We start from the raw sequence: 16,712 nt of genomic DNA on the forward strand, positions 1-16,712 counted from the left end.
TGCTGCGACAGAGTTGGGCTTCATAATTTCGGTGTTTGTTTCGGGGGATTTCCTCGAAAACCAGCGTCGAATTGGGTGGCTCATCATGCTTGTCGACTTTTCAGTCGAAAATTTCAAGTCGTATCGAGAGCCGCGTGTCCTCAGCATGGTGGCTTCAAAATCAGATGCTTTAATGGAAAACACCATTGAGGTGCCCAAGTACGATTTTCGGCTATTGAAATCGGCAGTCGTGTTTGGTCCCAATGCTTCCGGCAAAAGCAATCTCTTCGAGGCCATGAATTCGCTGAGCGAGTTGCTCGATTCTCCCATGAATCGCCGACTCTCCTCCGGGCAATATCTCCCTTATTTTGAACTTGATTCCGCATGTTCTAGTCTGCCAACAATCTTTCGCGTTCGATTTCTCGTTGAAGATATCCTGTACGCCTATGAAATTGCCGTTGAGGTTGATGGAAATATCGTTCGGGAAGAGTTGATCACTTTTCCTCAACGTCGACCACAAAGCTTATTTCGGCGTGATCGTCAACTTTTCAAATTCAATTCGACATACCTGAAAGGCCAGAAAGCTGTACTGGAGAGATTAACGTCTGAAGATGCTCCCTTTATGGCTATAGCAGCAGTGTTGGAGCATCCTCAGCTTGCTCCCGTCACTCAATGGCTGGCTCAAAATTTTCAACTGAGGATTGGAACCACTATTGCGCCACGATCTCTGCGAGCCATCGAAGAAAACACCTCGCGGCGGTTACATAGTGATTTAGCATTTCAGGGCTGGTGTAATCTCGTCATTCGGCACGCAGATTTCGGCATTGCAGGATTGAAGACGACTCGAAAAGAAATTCCTTTTTCTCGTAACCCTGCCAGCCATCTCATAGATGCTAATAGCAATAACTCGCCTGCTGTAGCAATTAGAGAGTCTTATGAAACATCATTTATTCATAGCGGCTCTGATGGAACCAACATCGAATTTGACATTCATCAGGAATCGACAGGAACTCGTCGCTTTTTCTCGATGCTCCTCCCGCTTTATGATGCTTTGCAGAAAGGGGAATTGATCTTGATCGACGAATTCAGTGCAACACTCCACCCTGCACTCGTTCGTGAGTTAATCAAGATCATCCATGCCCCCGCACTGAACCCTAACGGGTCACAGTTCATCTTTTCGACTCACGATGCGACATTGCTATCAGGGAAACTTTTTCGCAAAGACCAGATCTGGTTCACAGAGAAAGATCCTGGCGGAGCCACCAATCTCTATTCACTTCAAGATGTGAAAGATGTTCGTGACGACGATCCCTTTGAGAAAGGCTATCTCAAGGGGCGATATGGTGCGGCCCCCTATTTTTCAGAGGACTATTTTGGCCTTCAGACTTGGAATAGCCAGGAGTAGAAGTTGCCCAAAAAAAGTAGTTCCAAAAAGCAATGGGCAGAAAGGCCGTTCACTCGACCAAACCCCATGATCGAGCAGCGCCGCCCGATCCTGATCGCGTTGGAAGACGAGAAGTCTGCGCGAGACTACCTTCAAGGTTGGAAGAATCATTTACGGCTTCGCAACATGATTGTCCTGGCTGAACATCAAGGGTCGTCCCCGAAAAGTGTGATTGACGCTGCGAAAAAAGCGCAGGAAAAACGTCTGGAAGAAAGCGCAGATGACGACAAAAACCAATTTGAAGAAATCTGGGTGGTCTTCGATACCGAAGGGCCACAAAACAGGCAAAGACGAAAGGATATTCTTGCAGCTTGTGATCGCGCCCTGCAATCAGGCATGAAAGTCGCGGCTTCCAATCCGTCTTTTGAATACTGGCTCATTCTTCATTTTGAACCTTATCTGCAACAGCTTGCTGACGGAAATGCTGCCGTCAAGCAGTTGAAAAAGCATATTCCCTCATACACAAAATCCATGAATGCTTTCCCTCAGACTTACCTGAAAGTAGAAACAGCAATCAAGCACTCTCGCCAGCATCGGAAGGAAAGGCGTAGCAATCAAAGCGGCCTTATCATTGAGCACAACCCCTCCACAGATTTCGACCTTCTTATGGACAAAATTCGTTCATTTGAGAGGCAATAAATTCTATTTAGACAAATAGACTAGCCCGGATTTCTCACAGCGCAGCATAAACGAGACGCCTGGATTTGCGTAAAGTGTTGTTACCACACAACTCACCACGCCAGCACAAGGACGTCTCGTCATGACAGAGTGTAACACGCAGCAGCTGCTCTTTCAGCACCACGATCGCCGGGAAGTGGTCGCTGATTTTGACGGCGGGAAGATCACTTCCGATGCCGGGGGGCTCTTACTCCGCGAAGTCGAAGAGCGGTTCGGCATCGTCCGCCAGTTGGCCGGGTGTTTCACCGATCATCGCGATGAAGAACTCATTGAATTCACCGTGGAAGAACTCCTGCTCCAGCGGGTGATGGGGCTGGCTTTGGGGTATGAAGACCTCAACGATCACGAACAACTTCGCCATGATCCTCTCCTGGCGCTGCTCTGTGGACGAAAGGATATCACTGGCCACAATCGCCTCCATCCACAAGATCACGGCAAGCCGCTGGCGGGCAAGAGCACGCTCAACCGGCTGGAACTCACACCGCCCGGAGCCAGTGCGAAAAGTCGCTACAAGAAGATTGTCGCCAGCATCGACCAGTTGCAGGAAACGCTGGTCGATATCTTCATTCGGATGAAGGCCAAACTGTGCGTACCGCCAGAACTGATTCTCGACTTCGACGCCACAGACAACCCCATTCACGGCGATCAGCTTGGCAAGTTCTTTCACGGGTACTACCAGAATTATTGCTACCTGCCGCTGTACTGTTTTTGTGATGGCTGGCCGCTCCTGGCCTTACTCAAACCCTCGAATATCGACGCCTGTGCGGGCACCGTGGAGGTCTTGGCGAAGATCGTTCCCAAGCTGCGTGCTGCCTGGCCTCAGGTGCGGATCATTGTGCGTGGCGACAGCGGCTTCTGTCGCGAAGCGATCCTGCACTGGTGTGAACAAAACCGCGTGGATTATGTCTTCGGCCTGGCCAAGAACAAGAGATTGCTGAACATCATCGGGAAAGAATTGCACGAGGCGCAAGCTCTGTTCGAGCAGACTCAGGCCTCTTCCCGGGTGTTCAAAGACTTTGAGTATCGCACCCGGAAAAGCTGGTCGCAGGCCCGCCGGGTGGTGGGCAAGGCTGAGCACTTATCGAAAGGGAGCAACCCCCGGTTCGTGGTGACGAGTCTGCCGGAAAGACGCATGGCTGCCCGGCCGCTATACGAGGATCTGTATTGTGCTCGCGGCGAGATGGAGAACCGGATTAAAGAACAGCAGTTGTTCCTGTTCGCCGACCGCACGAGTACCCACGCCATGCGCAGTAATCAGTTGCGGGTGCTGTTCTCGACCATGGCGTATGTGCTGCATAAAGCGCTCAAGGAGTTCGGCCTGAAAGGCACGTCGCTGGCGACAGCTCAGGTCAACACGATTCGGGCCAGGCTGCTCAAGATCGGTGGACGAATCAGTGTGAGTGTGCGACGGGTGGTGCTGTCGTTGTCGCAGGCGTATCCGTATCAGGCGCTGTTCCGAGAGATCCTTGGCAACCTCCGGCGTCAGGAACGGACACCTCTGCGAGTGTAACCAGCCTATGGCTTAGAAATCAGGAGTTTGCCAAGGCCTCTTCGGTCGAAGACCTGTTTCGACAGCGAAGAGCGGGGAGAAGTTCTGCGCTGAGCAGAGTAAAAAACCATGAACCCGCCGGAAATCCGTTGCAATTCCGCTCCGCGATCACGAAATCCCCAACGATCGGCCCCCACCAGCCCTCCAACCGATTACCAACCAGCAAAAAAACACCACCCCCACGCCCTGGTGAGATATCCGGGCTAGCCCTTGCGGGCGTGTACATGACGCACCAGCCTCACCGACCGTTTTTTCATCACCTATAATACAAGCGGATGTTCGGAGCTGAAGGGGATGAGTCTTTGCTTTTGAGGATCGGCGTACCAGAGGCTGCGGCCCGGAAATGCAGCTGCTAATCGTTTAATCTCCTCCGGATTAGAAGCGTCAAAGATCTGGGGGCGGTATCTCCCGCGAATGACTTTATCCGTCCAGCCGGGAGTGTTGGTGACATGGTCAATCGCGATTTCACCCGGACTCTGCTCGAAAAGCACGATCGCCGGCTCATCTGGGAGAGAGCGGGCTAACCAGTCGTCAACGGCTTGATAGACACGGACTTTAGGAAATTCAATCGAGCCATAAGCCAACTCCCGGCGACCTGTCCACACTCCCGGAACAGAAACATTGGCCCCCAACCACGCCAGCACCAGCATCACCAACAACCACTGCCTTGCCACAGGTCGATGCAGACGTGCCCAATGATCCCACAGCGCCACCACCATCAAACCCATCGCCAGCGCCCATAATGGGGCCGTTTCAAAGGTGTAATGCCATCCCATAATCCCCGCATACCAGTAAGGAAAGTGCATCAAATGTAATGTAAAAATCCCTGCGAACAGCCACCACCACCGACGGTCAACCGATGACGACTTTTCTTCTTCACTCAATACTCGACCTGGAGACGACTCGCGCGCGACACGGGCTGGCCACCAGAACCAGACCAACAGGAGCGATGCCAGCGCCATCAGCGGGTCAAACGTCCAAAAGAAACTGGCCGCCAGTCGGATGGCCACATTCTGAACGGCGAGAGGGAGCGTCAAATTCTCGGCCCACTGGTCATAGTCTTCCCAGATTTTAGGACTGGTCGAGAGATCACCCCGAGTGCCGTTTTCAAAGCCAAACACATGCCGCGGGGTATAGACCGAAGTATAGAGCTGATAGGGCGACTGCCAGAATGCCCCCGTTGTGGCATGATTATATGACAGCATCACGCCCCATCCCAGAATTAGTGGCCCTGTAAAAGCGACGATAGTTATTAATCGTTGCCTCAAACTGGCAGGAAGTGGTTCAACCATTGGCCTGATCCGCAATGTCTTTGATGACACAATCCAGGCACAAACCGGCAGGGCAAAAGGCAGCCCCACGGCGAACGCGGTGGCAGGTCGACATAGCATCGCGAACGCCAAACCAGTCATGGCCACAAAGGCCTCCGCAGGATGAAGTCTTCTCAGCCAGCGGCAGATAAATAACCAGAAGAGTGCCAAGCCTGCCAGCGTGGGATGATGAGACAACAGCAGGTTGCCGAAAGTGGCCAGCCCAGGCGACATCGCCAGCAGCAGTGCCGCCATGAAACCGGCTCGCGGAACATTCAATTCACGGCCCAACAGATGAATCGCCAGCACTAGCCAGATCTGAGCGACCCAATGCCCCAGTATTGGCAATCCGGTGATTAACCAGGGAAGCATCCATAGGCTGGTTCCCGGATAATAGCGACTGGCCATTCGCCCGCTGTCTGCCGTTCCTTCGTTGAGGACATGCACCTGATCGAAGAGTGCCGGAAAGATCGGTGCGGCTGGTGCCGTCCAGGCTCCCTTCGCCATCGTCTCGGCTTCAAAGAGATAGCTATATTCATCGTGATAAGAAGGAGGTGTCCCTAACAGAGGCATGCCAAAGCTGGCAATAAATACGAAAGCAATGGTTGCTAGCAGTCCCTGACTCATCGCCAGTGAAAGTTCTTTTCGCGGCGTCTCTTTTGTTGAATCCGTTGAGCTGACTTTTGGTAAGCGTTGACCAGTAGTAGACGTGATCTCTGCCCCCGGTTCTCTCACCTGCACGACTAGCGGCAGGATCAGCAGCAGGCCCGCTTGCAGAAGTGCCAGGTTGGGTTGCCAGGTCTCCACCAGAAAATCCAGACCAGCCGCTATCGACACCATCAGAAGAATCAGCCAGACGATCGCCAGCCCGACATTTTTTCGCCGGTCGCTGGTTATCGACGGATCGCTGGTAGGGCGGCCAGTCACCTGACGCGCAGATTTTGAAGGGGAAGCCGCCGGCATGCGTAAGATTTTCCCGTCAAACGTGTACTGAATAATGTGGAGTCAGTGGAGCCAATCGGAAAGAGACTCAGATCAGTCGCGATTTCCCTTCAAGGACGGGAAGGTTGGCGAATTGACAGTATTTGTGGTAACCCTATACTTGACAAGGCTCTGAGGAAAAAGCACCTGCCGATGGCAGGAAATGCTTTATTCCCCAGAGAATGTTAAAACGATAAGTGAACTTGTTCTTTCTGCCCCATGTCATGGTCTTTAGGTGATGACTTGGTGAAACGTGGCCACAAGGCACGCCATCGTGTGAGACTCTCTCACGATCGACGATTCCTTCCATGTGGTCATCGATGGCAGGTGAGTGTTATGAAAAATCGGCCCATGTGAAAGCCGAAACGCCGGTTTGCTTTGACGCAGCCGGTTATCTGAAAGGATGAATGAAATGGCTGGCGACAACGTAGTTGAAATTACCGATGCGAACTTCCAATCCGAAGTGTTGGACAGTGGTTCGTTGACCCTCGTTGATTTCTGGGCTCCCTGGTGCGGCCCTTGCCGTATGCTTGGCCCAACGATTGATGAACTCGCCACCGAATACGCCGGCAAGGTCAAGATCGGCAAGCTGAACACCGACGAAAACCCACGCGTCCCTTCGATGCACGGGATCAGTTCCATCCCCACCATCCTGGTGTTCAAGGGTGGCATTATCGTCGACAAGTTTGTTGGCGTCGTTCCCAAGGCCAAACTCGCTGGCTCGATTACCACGAACCTCTAAGCGGCACTTGGTATTAGCGGCCTGGCCCACAAGCCAGCCAATCACGCCTGACGTTTCACCGACTGTGAACAAACCCGGTGGCTCGTCATCTCTCCTGATGATGAGCCACTGGTCGTTATCGCTCGCTGTTATTTCGATGTTCAGGATTCGGTGGCAGAAGAACCAGAGACACCTGAACCAGAGACATCAGACGACAAATCTTGCGACAATTCCGTCACCACGGCTGTCTCCCTTGGCGTATGAATGAAATGGGCCTCCATCCAGGCCTGATCCTCATTCGACCAGGGGGCCATATACTCCACATGACGGTTGGTGACCGGATGCAAGAACCCTAATTGGCGAGAATGAAGAAACAGCCGAGGCGGACGAAACGCAGAACGTTCGCCATAAACAAAGTCTCCCACAATCGCATGCCCAGCCTCGGAAAGATGAATTCGAATCTGGTGCGTTCGGCCTGTTTCCAATCGGCACGTCACGCGGCTGGCCGGTAGTGAAGGTGATTCGTCAAGCTGGAGCAGTCCCGACTGGCAAGCCACCACATTAGTGATGGCGACCTGCGACTTCCCTTTTCGCTGACTTGTGGGATGACTCGCCTGGCTGGAGATCATCGGGCGCGAGGGGTGTTCTGGATGAGTTTCGCCGGCACTGCCACGAAGCCCGTCGCCGCGATCACGCGCCAGCTCCGTCACCATCCGCCTTGGAGAGAGATGCCCCCAAGCCAGCGCTTCATACTCGCGCAGGATGTCGTGTGACTTGAACTGAATTAATAGCGATCTGGCGGCTTCAGGAGTCCTCGTGAGCACCACTAATCCGCTGGTCTGGCGATCAAGTCGATGAGCGGCTCGAACATGACAAGGGGGCGCCTTGGTGGAAAACGCGGGCTTCTTTGAAGGCTGCGAGCGAGATGATGAAAATCGATTTCCTTCATTGCGTCCCGAAAATGGCCGGTCGTTGCCGCGTGGGCCGGGACGCATTTTATTGTGGGGAACTCCCCCTGCGGAAAACGGTCGACCTCCCATCAATTTAATACTGACCGCTTCATCGAGCGTTAATTCCTGCCAGCGAAGCATGGGCGAGTTTGGCAAGTCATCATGCCGACGTTCCGTCACCATACCAGAGGGCTTGAACGCCACTACAAGTGCCTCATCGACATAAATCAGCTCCACATGATTTTCATCGGGAGCTAGTGGCGCGGGGACGATCAACACTTCAATTTCATCGCGTTCAGACAGTCGGCGGGCACCATCGATGCAGGGAAATTGATTGGTCAGCACACGGCGCTGTTCCAGCAATTTGTGGATCACACTCCAGCTCAGATCGGGAAGCAACTTCCGCAGACCAGCCGCCACAGTTTGTCCAACAAGAGACGCATCAACAACAGTCGGAACCAGCACAATAGGAGCAGGCACAGTCATTTTCCAGACGCAATCATTTCCAAAGACCAGAGGCACAATTCACGGCGATGAAAACCGCGAACCCTGCATGGTAGCCAGAAACTCTTTCCAGAGCGCGTCTCCAGACCCGCTTCGCAAGAATGTTCCAGATTCTCGCCGGAAGTTGACTCATGCCCATGGAGACACGCAGTCAATTCGTCTCAACAACCAGCACCCCTTACAAGCGGGAAAGAATCGTATAGACGAACGCCCCCAGCAGTGCCCCCACTGGAACCGTGCTTATCCAGGCCAGTAAGATTTCTCCTACGGTTCGCCAGCGTGCCTGGTGAGTCGTTATGCCGATCCCCAGTAATGACCCCACACTCACATGAGTCGTGCTAACGGGAAGGTGATGAAAGCTGGCAGTGGTCACCAGGCCGGCGGTCGTCAGGCTGGCGGCAAACCCTTGACCGGGATTCATTGCCGTCACCTTCTTACCCAGTGTTTCTGCCACGCGATCGGCATCGAGTAACCCACCCAAGGCCATCAACACACCGACTCCCAGATAACCCCAATGAAGATGCAAGCCTGGAACAATCAGCAGCAAAGCCACCATTTTGGGAGTATCGTTTAATCCCCTTGCAAAGCTGGCTGCCCCCGCACTGGCAAAATGCAGAAAATCCAGCGTCCGAGTCCGATGATCCGGAGCCAGCCTCATCCTTTTGAGAATCAGATAAACAGCTCCGCCCAGCACAATGGCAATGGCTGGACTGAAAAACAGCGGGTACAGGAAATTCTTCCCCAGAGCCGCCAACTGCACATTCGAGCCACTTCCCGCCAGCCCCGCCCCAAATAAAGCGCCCACAAGTGCGTGAGTTGTTGAGACGGGAAATCCCAGTCGCGTCGCCAGAAAACTGGTCAAGGCAGCCCCCAAAGCAACGGCACTTAAAAACGACGGCGACTGCACCAGCGCATCAGGCACAATCCCTTTGCCACTAAACGATTGGAGCAGGCCTTCCGTCAGAAAGGCGGCGGCTATCGAACCTGCAAACGTCGTCGCAGTCCCCCAGTAGAGAGCCTGACGCAAAGTGGTTGTGCCGCTCCCATAGAGCGACGCAACTCCTTTGAAGTTGGCATTCGCACCATTCGTGAACGCAACAAAACCCACCGCCAGAATCAGCAACACCATCAGCATGAGATCTTCCTGAGAGATTCAAGTCATGCTTATCTTTTGCCGGCAGGAGTCGCTGCCACATGTTCTTGCAACTCGGCGGGAAGCTGCTTCATCGACGCATATTCTTTCCATGAACCTTCATAGAGACGCACATTGGGATATTTAGCAACATGTTTGAGATAGAACCTCAGCAGGCTCCCTTCCCGTGAAGTGCCGCAGTAGACCAGAATCTCCTTATCGGGAGTCAGCCCCGCAGCTTCCAACTCGCTCTTGACTTGAGCAAACGGCTTGAACTGATGGGTGTTGCTATCATTCATGAGTCTGGCCCAATGGAAGCTGATCGCCCCAGGGATATGCCCCTTTCGCACCCAGATATCATCGTCGCCCAGATACTCATTCTTCGGACGGGCATCCACGAGCACGACTCCCGGTTGCCCCTTGCGAGCCAGCACGTCGTTCACATTCAACGCAATCTCCGGGGATCCCTGCTCAGGTAACGTTCCAGGGGCGTTGCCATAGTATTCCTGTGTGACGGGAAGCTTGGCTGCCTTCCAGGCGGGAAGACCACCATCGACAATAAGAATGTCTTGCACACCAAATTTCTCAAGGACATACGCCACCATGCTGGCGCTCAGGATCTCGTCATTGGGAAGTTGCTCACCCGTAGCATAGATAATATGAGTCCGGTTGCGATCGACGCCTGCTCGCACGAGTAATGCTTTGGTTAATTCGTCTGGCAGGTACTGAACGGGGACTCCACGATCTGTTCCGCGCAATGTATCGAAATTGAGATGATGCGCTGTGGGGAGATGCCCCCGGAAGTAATCTTTGTAGCCTCCGCGAGTATCCAGCACGATGGGCCGTTTTGCCGGGTCAGCATGAGCAATTAACGCCTGGGCCTGTTCAGGTGAGACGATTCCAATCTCGGCGCAGACGGGTTGAATCATCCCGACCAGGGCAATCAGCAGGAGCAGGCTTCTCATCGAGTGCTCTATCCGTTCTTGAGGTGTCCATTCTTGCAGGTGTTGTCATGCACCAGCGATTCGAGGAGTCTACAATGCTCTAACAATCTTACAACCATTAGAGCTACGCCGCCAGAGAGCAGGCTTCCGGGTGAAGGTTTGATGACTCCCTCTCCCGCTGGCGGGGGCCGGGGTGAGGGTCTTATGAACCATCCGTTCTCTACAGGCTACAGACAACGTCCACAGACTATAGAAAACCCCTCATTGACAGCAACGTGCTCCCCTTCACCGAGAGCCACGCCCCCCTCACTCGGCCCCCTTGCGGGGTTCGGGGCGGCGTATGAAAGTCAGTTGTTTATCTACGCATGGGGCTTACGCCGCCAGAAGGCCACGCTTCCGGGAAAGGTTGGAGTGAGGGGCATTTAACTATCCGCGCTTCAGTATTACTGGCGCATTGGCATGCCCTCTACGTAGATGACGGTAAGCCTTTAACGAGCAGGCTCATTAAGTCGCAGCCGCGGGCCAGTCGTTTTCCAACCTGCGCGGCTTCGATTTCGTCATAAGTGCTGGCAGAATCCTGGGGAACCCGGGTGCCGCAGAGTGCAAACGGCGAGTAGCCATGACTATGTGTTTTTGTTCGGAGGAACGTCGGATGATCCGGACAGACCAGCAAACGGTACTCGCCCTGTGATTTCAAATACTCATGGACTGGCCCGACAATATGCCGGTCAATCTCTTCCAGGGCTTTGACCTTTTCATGGGCGTGTCCTTCATGAGACGCCTCATCGGTCGCCTCGACATGCACAACAACCAGTTCCATTCCGTTCTTCAGGGCGTCGATCGCATAGGCGCCTTTGGCACGGTAATCGGTATCGAGATAGCCAGTCGCACCCGGCACTTCAATCACATCCCAGCCAATCAATCGGCCAATACCGCGAAGCAGATCCACCGCGGTAATAACAGCCCCCTTTGGCCCATACTTGGAAGTAAAAGCTTCCAGGGCCGGCCGTTGCCCTTGTCCCCAGAGCCAGATTTGAGTCGCGGCTGATTCTCCCCTCGCCAGATTTCCGGCATGCTGCTGGCAGAACGATTTGCTCCATTCCATCAGTTGCAGGAGTTCCTGTGCCCCTTTGCTATGAGGAAGGTGAGGAGCAAAAGGCTGGTCGGTCACATCGTGAGGAGGCGTGGTCTGTGTGCTCTGATCGAACGGAGCGGGACGCCCTTGTCCGTGAAACTTCAATAAATTGCGGTAACTGACGCCGGGAAAAAACTCCCAGGGGGAATCCTTAGGAAGTGCCGCCTGCATCTCTTTGAGCAGTGACGCAGCCAACTCACTGGGAATCTGTCCCGCAGTAAAACTTTTCATCACTCCATCGCTGGTGGTTACAAGATTGCAGCGCACGCACCAGTCTTCCGCTTCCAGCGAAATCCCCTGAGCCGCTGCTTCGAGAGGTGCCCGGCCTGTGTGGAACAACAGGGGGTCATATCCAAACAGGCTCATCGTGCCCACGTCGCTTCCCGATGGCAACGGCAGCGGGACATGGTCGGCTTCACCCACGACCCCCAGGCGGGCGACCTCATCCATATGGGGAACCTGGGCGGCCTGGAGCGGAGTTTTACCATCCAGGCATGGCTGTGGTTCATCGGCGCAGCCATCGGGAATCACGAGCACCAGCTTCATGGAACAAACTTTCGCAATTTCGGTGAATTTTGGCATCTCGCAGGAAGTCGACCACCAAAGTGAACGAAGACCTACGCGAGGAAGCCTGACACAGCTATACTCTTGAAGAGGAGTTTAGCCGAAGAAGGGAAAAGGATGCGAATGAGCCGCGCCTCCGGACAGAAGCTCGCCATTTTGGTCATGACGATTGCCTGGTGGAGTTCGACATTGTCGACCTCGGCCTGGGCGTGCCCGTCCTGTAAACTGCTGGCCGAACAGCAGAGCGAGCAGCCCCGCGCCTATATGCTGAGCATTTTCTTCATGCTGACCATGATTGGGGCTGTGGTGGGCACGTTGGTCTATGTGCTGACCAAACTCCACCGCTACGAATGTGATCAACTGGAAAAAGCAGGTTACCAGCATCTCTTTGATAACGCGGTGACCCCGCACCCCCGTGCGGAAACGACCGCTTGACCCTTTCCGGGAATGCTTGCTCTTTCGGGAATGTTCGGCGGCCAACCGCACGCCTTTCGTCGCTACAGATCAGGATCTCTCCGTTTATTTTGTTGCAACTGCTGTTTGCCGCGCTGGGAAACAGGTCGCTATCGTGACCACGAACGGTTTCATCCCAAGGCAGGTTCAGGAACTCCGTCATGTGGCCTTCTCACGCAAAACTCCCTCCTGGAGTGCGACATCGACGGTTGACAAAAATCTTCCTGATGATTGCCGCGGCAGGACTTGGGTTATTTGCTCCCGGTAATCGGTGGGCAGGAACGGCGGCAGCTCAGGAACTGACTGCTCATCGCGTCATTGAAGCGATTGATGCCGGCCGCGAATTTCTGCTGTCAAAACAAAAGGCTGATGGTTCGTTTGATGCCGGTGGTAACCTCAGCCATCGCGCCGGAGTCTCTGCACTTTGCACGCTGGCGTTACTCAATTCGGGTATGGAAGCCAGCCATCCCAAAATGAAAAAAGCCCTTCAATATCTGCGAAAACTGACAGATGACGAGCTTTCACAAACTTACGATATCTCTCTGGTGATCATGGCGTTGGTGGCTGCCAAAGACAGCTCCAACAACGATCTTCCCCGAATCACACGCTGGGCACACCGGCTGGAATCTTCTCAGATTCGCGAAGGCAATAGCGGCTCGTGGACTTATAGCGCTCCTGGCATGGGAATCAATCTGGGAGGAGACCGCAGCAACGCGCAATACGCCGTACTGGGACTTCGCGAAGCAGCGGAAGCGGGCGTGGAGATTGATCGCAAAACGTGGGAACGCATTCGGACACACTGGTCAAGCCAGCAGAACCCTGACGGCGGATGGAATTACACCGGCGACGGAGAAAGCACAGGCAGCATGACCGTAGCCGGTGTGGCCACGTTGGCCATTGTCGAGCAGATGCTGGTTGACGACGGGAAAATTGGCCCCGATGGATTGCCCCCTTGTTGTGACTCCGCCAAACCCAATGAAGCCCTGGATCGCGGGCTGCGCTGGCTGGCCACCCGCTTCACCACCCGGCGAAATCCCAATTCGGGCACATGGCTGCTTTACTATCTCTATGGCGTTGAACGCGCGGGACGTCTCAGTGGTCAACGCTTTTTTGGACAACATGACTGGTATCGGGAAGGAGCCGAACTTCTCCTCAAAATCCAGGATCAATGGAAAGGGTCCTGGGTCGGCGTCGGTATCTATGAGTCCGAACCCACTGTCGGCACAGCCTTTGCGCTCCTGTTTCTCTCCAAAGGGTTGTCACCCGTACTGATTAACAAGTTGAAATTCGGGCCACCCGATCCGAACCAGCCAGGACATACTCTCACCGACGACTGGAACCGACATCCCCGCGATGCCCGCAATTTGACCGAATACCTCAGCGGCCGCCCTCTCTGGCCGAAACTCCTGATCGCGCAGGAAGTGGATCTTTCCAAAGCCGTGGCGGCCCAAAGCGTCGCTTCGATGGCTCAGGCGCCAGTTCTTTATATTACCGGCCAGGATCGTCTTAACTTCACTGATGCCGAAGTCGAATTATTAAAAGAGTATGTGGAACAGGGGGGATTTATTTTTGCCGTGGCCGGCTGCCAGAGCGGGCCGTTTGAAGAAAGCTTCAGACAACTAACTCCCCGCCTCTTTCCTCCCGGCGAAGGTCTCTTAAAAAAACTGACGTTTGACCATCCGGTCTATCGGAGTGAATTTTTACTCGATCCTGAGGGAGTCGAGCTATGGGGCGTCGATGCAGGTTGTCGCACCCCGGTGATTTTTTGCCCGGAAGATGTCGGATGCTATTGGCATTTCTGGAGCCGCTATGATGCGAAAACCCGCAATCCCAATTTCAAAGCACGCATCATTCGCGCCACGCAAATCGGCACCAATGTCATTGCCTATGCCACAGGCCGCGAGCCGCCCAATAAACTCGATTCTCAAGAGCAGGCCCAGCTAGCGGCAAGAACCGATCGCATTGAGCGTTCGTTCCTGCAAATTGCCAGAATCCAGCACTCGGGTCAATGGGATGCCGCCCCGGCTGCAGTCCGCAATCTTTTAACCGCGTTAGATAAATCTGCTGGCATCAATACGAACCCGAAGATTCGGCAAATGCCACTCTCTGATCCGAATCTCTATCGGTATCCATTAATCTATATGCACGGACGGACAACTTTTGAGCTTTCACCTCCAGAGATTGAAGGTTTAAGAACCTATCTTTCACGGGGTGGCGTACTGCTGGCTGATGCCTGTTGCGGTGCGAAAGGCTTCGATGAATCGTTCCGTGACGCGATGAAAAAAGCGTTCCCCGGTCATCCGCTCACGCGAATTCCAGTGACTCATGAAGTTTTTTCCGCGAAATCCGGTCAGGACATCACCAAGCTCCGGCGGCGAGTCAATTCCTCAGTCCCAGGGCAAGCTTTACGTTCGCAAGTTCTGGAGGCGGAACCCTATTTAGAAGCCATTGAAATTGATGGCCGACTGGCAGTGATCTATAGTAAATACGACATCAGCTGCGCACTGGAGCGGCAATCGACAGTGAGTTGCGAAGGCTATATTCCAGAAGATGCCGTAAAACTGGCAATCAACCTCGTCATCCACGCCCTCTCTCAGGAAATCCCCCTGCCACCCGAGCTAGCCAACCCGCAACCATAGCAATATTTATGTAATGATGTAGGGTGCATGAAGCGCAGCGCAATGCACCAACGCGACTGGGATCCTGCAACCCACTTCACCAACCACTAAAATCAACCCCTTAACAACCACCAATCTGGCGGCATAATCCCCAAACGCAAATGAACAACCGCCCCCACACGCCCCTCAAAAAAGCGCAAAATACAAGGGGTAAAGTCCGATGAACGTCCCCTATTAGTAAAAGCCTGTCTGGTGACGGGATGGCCGGAAGCGAGCGAAAGACGTCTCTTTCATAGGCAGTGTCATCCTGCGAAATGAGCACAGGCGCGCAAGTTCTTCGCGTGTACGTTTGCTGCAGTTCGTATTCTCACAGAATTCCCCCCTTGCTGACCCAGTCTCGTTGTCTGCACTCAACGCAATCTATATCAATGGGTTGCGTTGTTTCACCTTCTGCTTTGAGGCACCAGCAAACAGTCGATCCACGCCGGCTCAAGGAATATGAGTTGCTGAAAAGCGGGGAGGGATTCCAGAATTCTGTCTCACCCCATTGAACCGCTTCAAATCGCCACAACAGTCTTGCTCATCACTCAGGAACCAGAATGAAGTCTTTTCCCATCGTCGCCATTTGCCTGATGACAGCGTTTCGCTCGGTCTCTGTGTTTGCCGCTGAGACGACTCCAGAGAAAGTTTCTTCCCAGCAAAAACTGACCATCTCCAGCCCTGCTCCATCATTAGAGATCGAGCACTGGATCAGTCCCGCAGCTCCTGGGCGGACAGAGATCACTCAGTTTGAAGAAGGCCATGTCTATGTGGTGGAGTTCTGGGCCACATGGTGCCTGCCTTGTGTGGGGATGATGCCTCACCTGGCGGAACTTCAAACCAAATACGCCGGCAAGAACGTCCAGGTCATCAGCGTCAGCAACGAGCCTTTAGAAAAAGTCACCAAGTTTCTTGAAAAGAAGTTGCCGCAAAAGGATAGCGACAAGACCTACCGGGAACTGACCTCCGCTTATAGTTTAACAACTGATCCTGATGAGTCGGTCTATAGCTCATATATGGATGCCGCCAACCTCAACACGATTCCGACGGCTTTCGTTGTTGGGAAAACGGGGCTTATTGAATGGATCGGTCACCCTTACAAGATTGATGAACCATTGGCGGCTATTGTCGCGGGGACATGGGATCGCCAGGCATTTCAAATCGAATGGGAAGACGCACAGCATCTCAAGGAATTCACGGCCAATGTCACTCAAATGGTCAAGAAAGGCGAACTGGATCAGGCACTGCCCATGGTCGACGAAACTTATGCTCACAAACCCGACACACGGGATTTGTTAAAAGAAAGCCTGATTCAGATGAACCTCTATACGGTCGCATTAGCGGGCGATTCTGATAAAACGACGCAATTGGCCGAAGAATTACTGGTTCGTTACGAAAACAACCAGAAGGAACTGGGTCGATTCTGTGCCCAGGTTCAGAAAGTTCACAAGAAGAGTCCGCTCCCCAAGGCCTATCTGGAAAAGTTAGCAGCCACACTGGAAGCCATGATTCCCAAGTTAACTGGGGATGTGAAGCAAAACTCCGTTGTCTCGCTGACTTATCTTTACATGGTACTCGGTGATAAGGAAAAAGCGACCCAGGTCTTGTCGATACTCAAGCCGGCCTCTCCGAAACAAGTGAAGGAGAAGACACCCCAGGAGCCAGAAACAGTTCCTGTCGATAAATAACAACAACAGAGAGAGTGCCTGGA

General features: G+C 53.6%; 12 protein-coding genes. 7 read left to right on the top strand and 5 right to left on the bottom strand.

The features are described 5' to 3' along the window. Window positions 1-85: 85 nt before the first annotated feature. The 3 genes from SH287x_RS15650 (at window position 86) to SH287x_RS15660 (ending at window position 3,611) form a co-directional block, all read left to right on the top strand. Window positions 86-1,384 carry an AAA family ATPase gene (locus SH287x_RS15650; RefSeq protein WP_479515318.1) on the top strand — a complete coding sequence of 433 codons (1,299 nt, stop codon included), beginning with the start codon at window positions 86-88 and terminating at the stop codon, window positions 1,382-1,384. 66 nt (window positions 1,385-1,450) lie between these two features. Further along, the gene (locus SH287x_RS15655; protein WP_479518715.1) at window positions 1,451-2,062 is read left to right on the top strand and encodes an RloB family protein; all 612 of its coding nucleotides are present in this window, start codon (window positions 1,451-1,453) and stop codon (window positions 2,060-2,062) included. 121 nt (window positions 2,063-2,183) lie between these two features. Then, window positions 2,184-3,611: an IS1380 family transposase gene (locus tag SH287x_RS15660; protein WP_479514981.1), complete on the top strand. Its 1,428-nt coding sequence runs from the start codon at window positions 2,184-2,186 to the stop codon at window positions 3,609-3,611. A gap of 299 nt (window positions 3,612-3,910) precedes the next feature. On the opposite strand, the gene SH287x_RS15665 is transcribed toward SH287x_RS15660, so the two are convergent. Next, window positions 3,911-5,923: a hypothetical protein gene (locus SH287x_RS15665; RefSeq protein ID WP_479515319.1), complete on the bottom strand. Its 2,013-nt coding sequence runs from the start codon at window positions 5,921-5,923 to the stop codon at window positions 3,911-3,913. Window positions 5,924-6,353: 430 nt separating this feature from the next. Here SH287x_RS15665 and trxA point away from each other — a divergent pair, with 430 nt between their 5' ends. Further along, window positions 6,354-6,683 (top strand): thioredoxin, encoded by a 330-nt coding sequence (gene trxA, locus SH287x_RS15670; protein ID WP_479515320.1) that lies wholly within the window; start codon window positions 6,354-6,356, stop codon window positions 6,681-6,683. Window positions 6,684-6,823: 140 nt separating this feature from the next. Here trxA and SH287x_RS15675 read toward each other — a convergent pair whose 3' ends face one another. From SH287x_RS15675 to SH287x_RS15690, 4 genes are all read right to left on the bottom strand, one after another. Then, on the bottom strand, window positions 6,824-8,092 hold the full coding sequence (locus SH287x_RS15675; protein WP_479515321.1) for an RluA family pseudouridine synthase: 1,269 nt from the start codon (window positions 8,090-8,092) through the stop codon (window positions 6,824-6,826). 202 nt (window positions 8,093-8,294) lie between these two features. Then, entirely contained in the window at window positions 8,295-9,251 is a 957-nt protein-coding gene (locus SH287x_RS15680; protein WP_479515322.1) for an inorganic phosphate transporter, read from the bottom strand. A gap of 29 nt (window positions 9,252-9,280) precedes the next feature. Then, window positions 9,281-10,213: a sulfurtransferase gene (locus tag SH287x_RS15685; RefSeq protein ID WP_479515323.1), complete on the bottom strand. Its 933-nt coding sequence runs from the start codon at window positions 10,211-10,213 to the stop codon at window positions 9,281-9,283. Between the two features lie 445 nt (window positions 10,214-10,658). After that, window positions 10,659-11,873, bottom strand: coding sequence for a cofactor-independent phosphoglycerate mutase (locus tag SH287x_RS15690; RefSeq protein WP_479515324.1), 1,215 nt, complete (start codon window positions 11,871-11,873; stop codon window positions 10,659-10,661). Window positions 11,874-12,014: 141 nt separating this feature from the next. On the opposite strand from SH287x_RS15690, the gene SH287x_RS15695 reads away from it, so the two are divergent. From SH287x_RS15695 to SH287x_RS15705, 3 genes are all read left to right on the top strand, one after another. Then, window positions 12,015-12,326: a hypothetical protein gene (locus SH287x_RS15695; protein ID WP_479515325.1), complete on the top strand. Its 312-nt coding sequence runs from the start codon at window positions 12,015-12,017 to the stop codon at window positions 12,324-12,326. Between the two features lie 179 nt (window positions 12,327-12,505). Further along, the gene (locus SH287x_RS15700; protein WP_479515326.1) at window positions 12,506-14,983 is read left to right on the top strand and encodes a DUF4159 domain-containing protein; all 2,478 of its coding nucleotides are present in this window, start codon (window positions 12,506-12,508) and stop codon (window positions 14,981-14,983) included. Between the two features lie 578 nt (window positions 14,984-15,561). Then, complete coding sequence (locus tag SH287x_RS15705) at window positions 15,562-16,689, top strand: peroxiredoxin family protein (protein WP_479515327.1); 1,128 nt, start codon at window positions 15,562-15,564, stop codon at window positions 16,687-16,689. Window positions 16,690-16,712: the final 23 nt, after the last annotated feature.

The sequence above is a fragment of the Planctopirus sp. SH287 genome (assembly GCF_056500625.1).

What these genes read in the sequence shown, in the direction of transcription:
- SH287x_RS15705 (WP_479515327.1), top strand. Translation starts at nt 15,562, where the DNA reads ATGAAGTCTTTTCCCATCGTCGCCATTTGCCTGATGACAGCGTTTCGC.
- SH287x_RS15695 (WP_479515325.1), top strand. Translation starts at nt 12,015, where the DNA reads ATGAGCCGCGCCTCCGGACAGAAGCTCGCCATTTTGGTCATGACGATT.
- SH287x_RS15700 (WP_479515326.1), top strand. Translation starts at nt 12,506, where the DNA reads ATGTGGCCTTCTCACGCAAAACTCCCTCCTGGAGTGCGACATCGACGG.
- SH287x_RS15655 (WP_479518715.1), top strand. Translation starts at nt 1,451, where the DNA reads ATGATCGAGCAGCGCCGCCCGATCCTGATCGCGTTGGAAGACGAGAAG.
- SH287x_RS15685 (WP_479515323.1), bottom strand. Translation starts at nt 10,213, where the DNA reads ATGAGAAGCCTGCTCCTGCTGATTGCCCTGGTCGGGATGATTCAACCC.
- trxA (WP_479515320.1), top strand. Translation starts at nt 6,354, where the DNA reads ATGGCTGGCGACAACGTAGTTGAAATTACCGATGCGAACTTCCAATCC.
- SH287x_RS15690 (WP_479515324.1), bottom strand. Translation starts at nt 11,873, where the DNA reads ATGAAGCTGGTGCTCGTGATTCCCGATGGCTGCGCCGATGAACCACAG.
- SH287x_RS15660 (WP_479514981.1), top strand. Translation starts at nt 2,184, where the DNA reads ATGACAGAGTGTAACACGCAGCAGCTGCTCTTTCAGCACCACGATCGC.
- SH287x_RS15665 (WP_479515319.1), bottom strand. Translation starts at nt 5,923, where the DNA reads ATGCCGGCGGCTTCCCCTTCAAAATCTGCGCGTCAGGTGACTGGCCGC.
- SH287x_RS15650 (WP_479515318.1), top strand. Translation starts at nt 86, where the DNA reads ATGCTTGTCGACTTTTCAGTCGAAAATTTCAAGTCGTATCGAGAGCCG.
- SH287x_RS15680 (WP_479515322.1), bottom strand. Translation starts at nt 9,251, where the DNA reads ATGCTGATGGTGTTGCTGATTCTGGCGGTGGGTTTTGTTGCGTTCACG.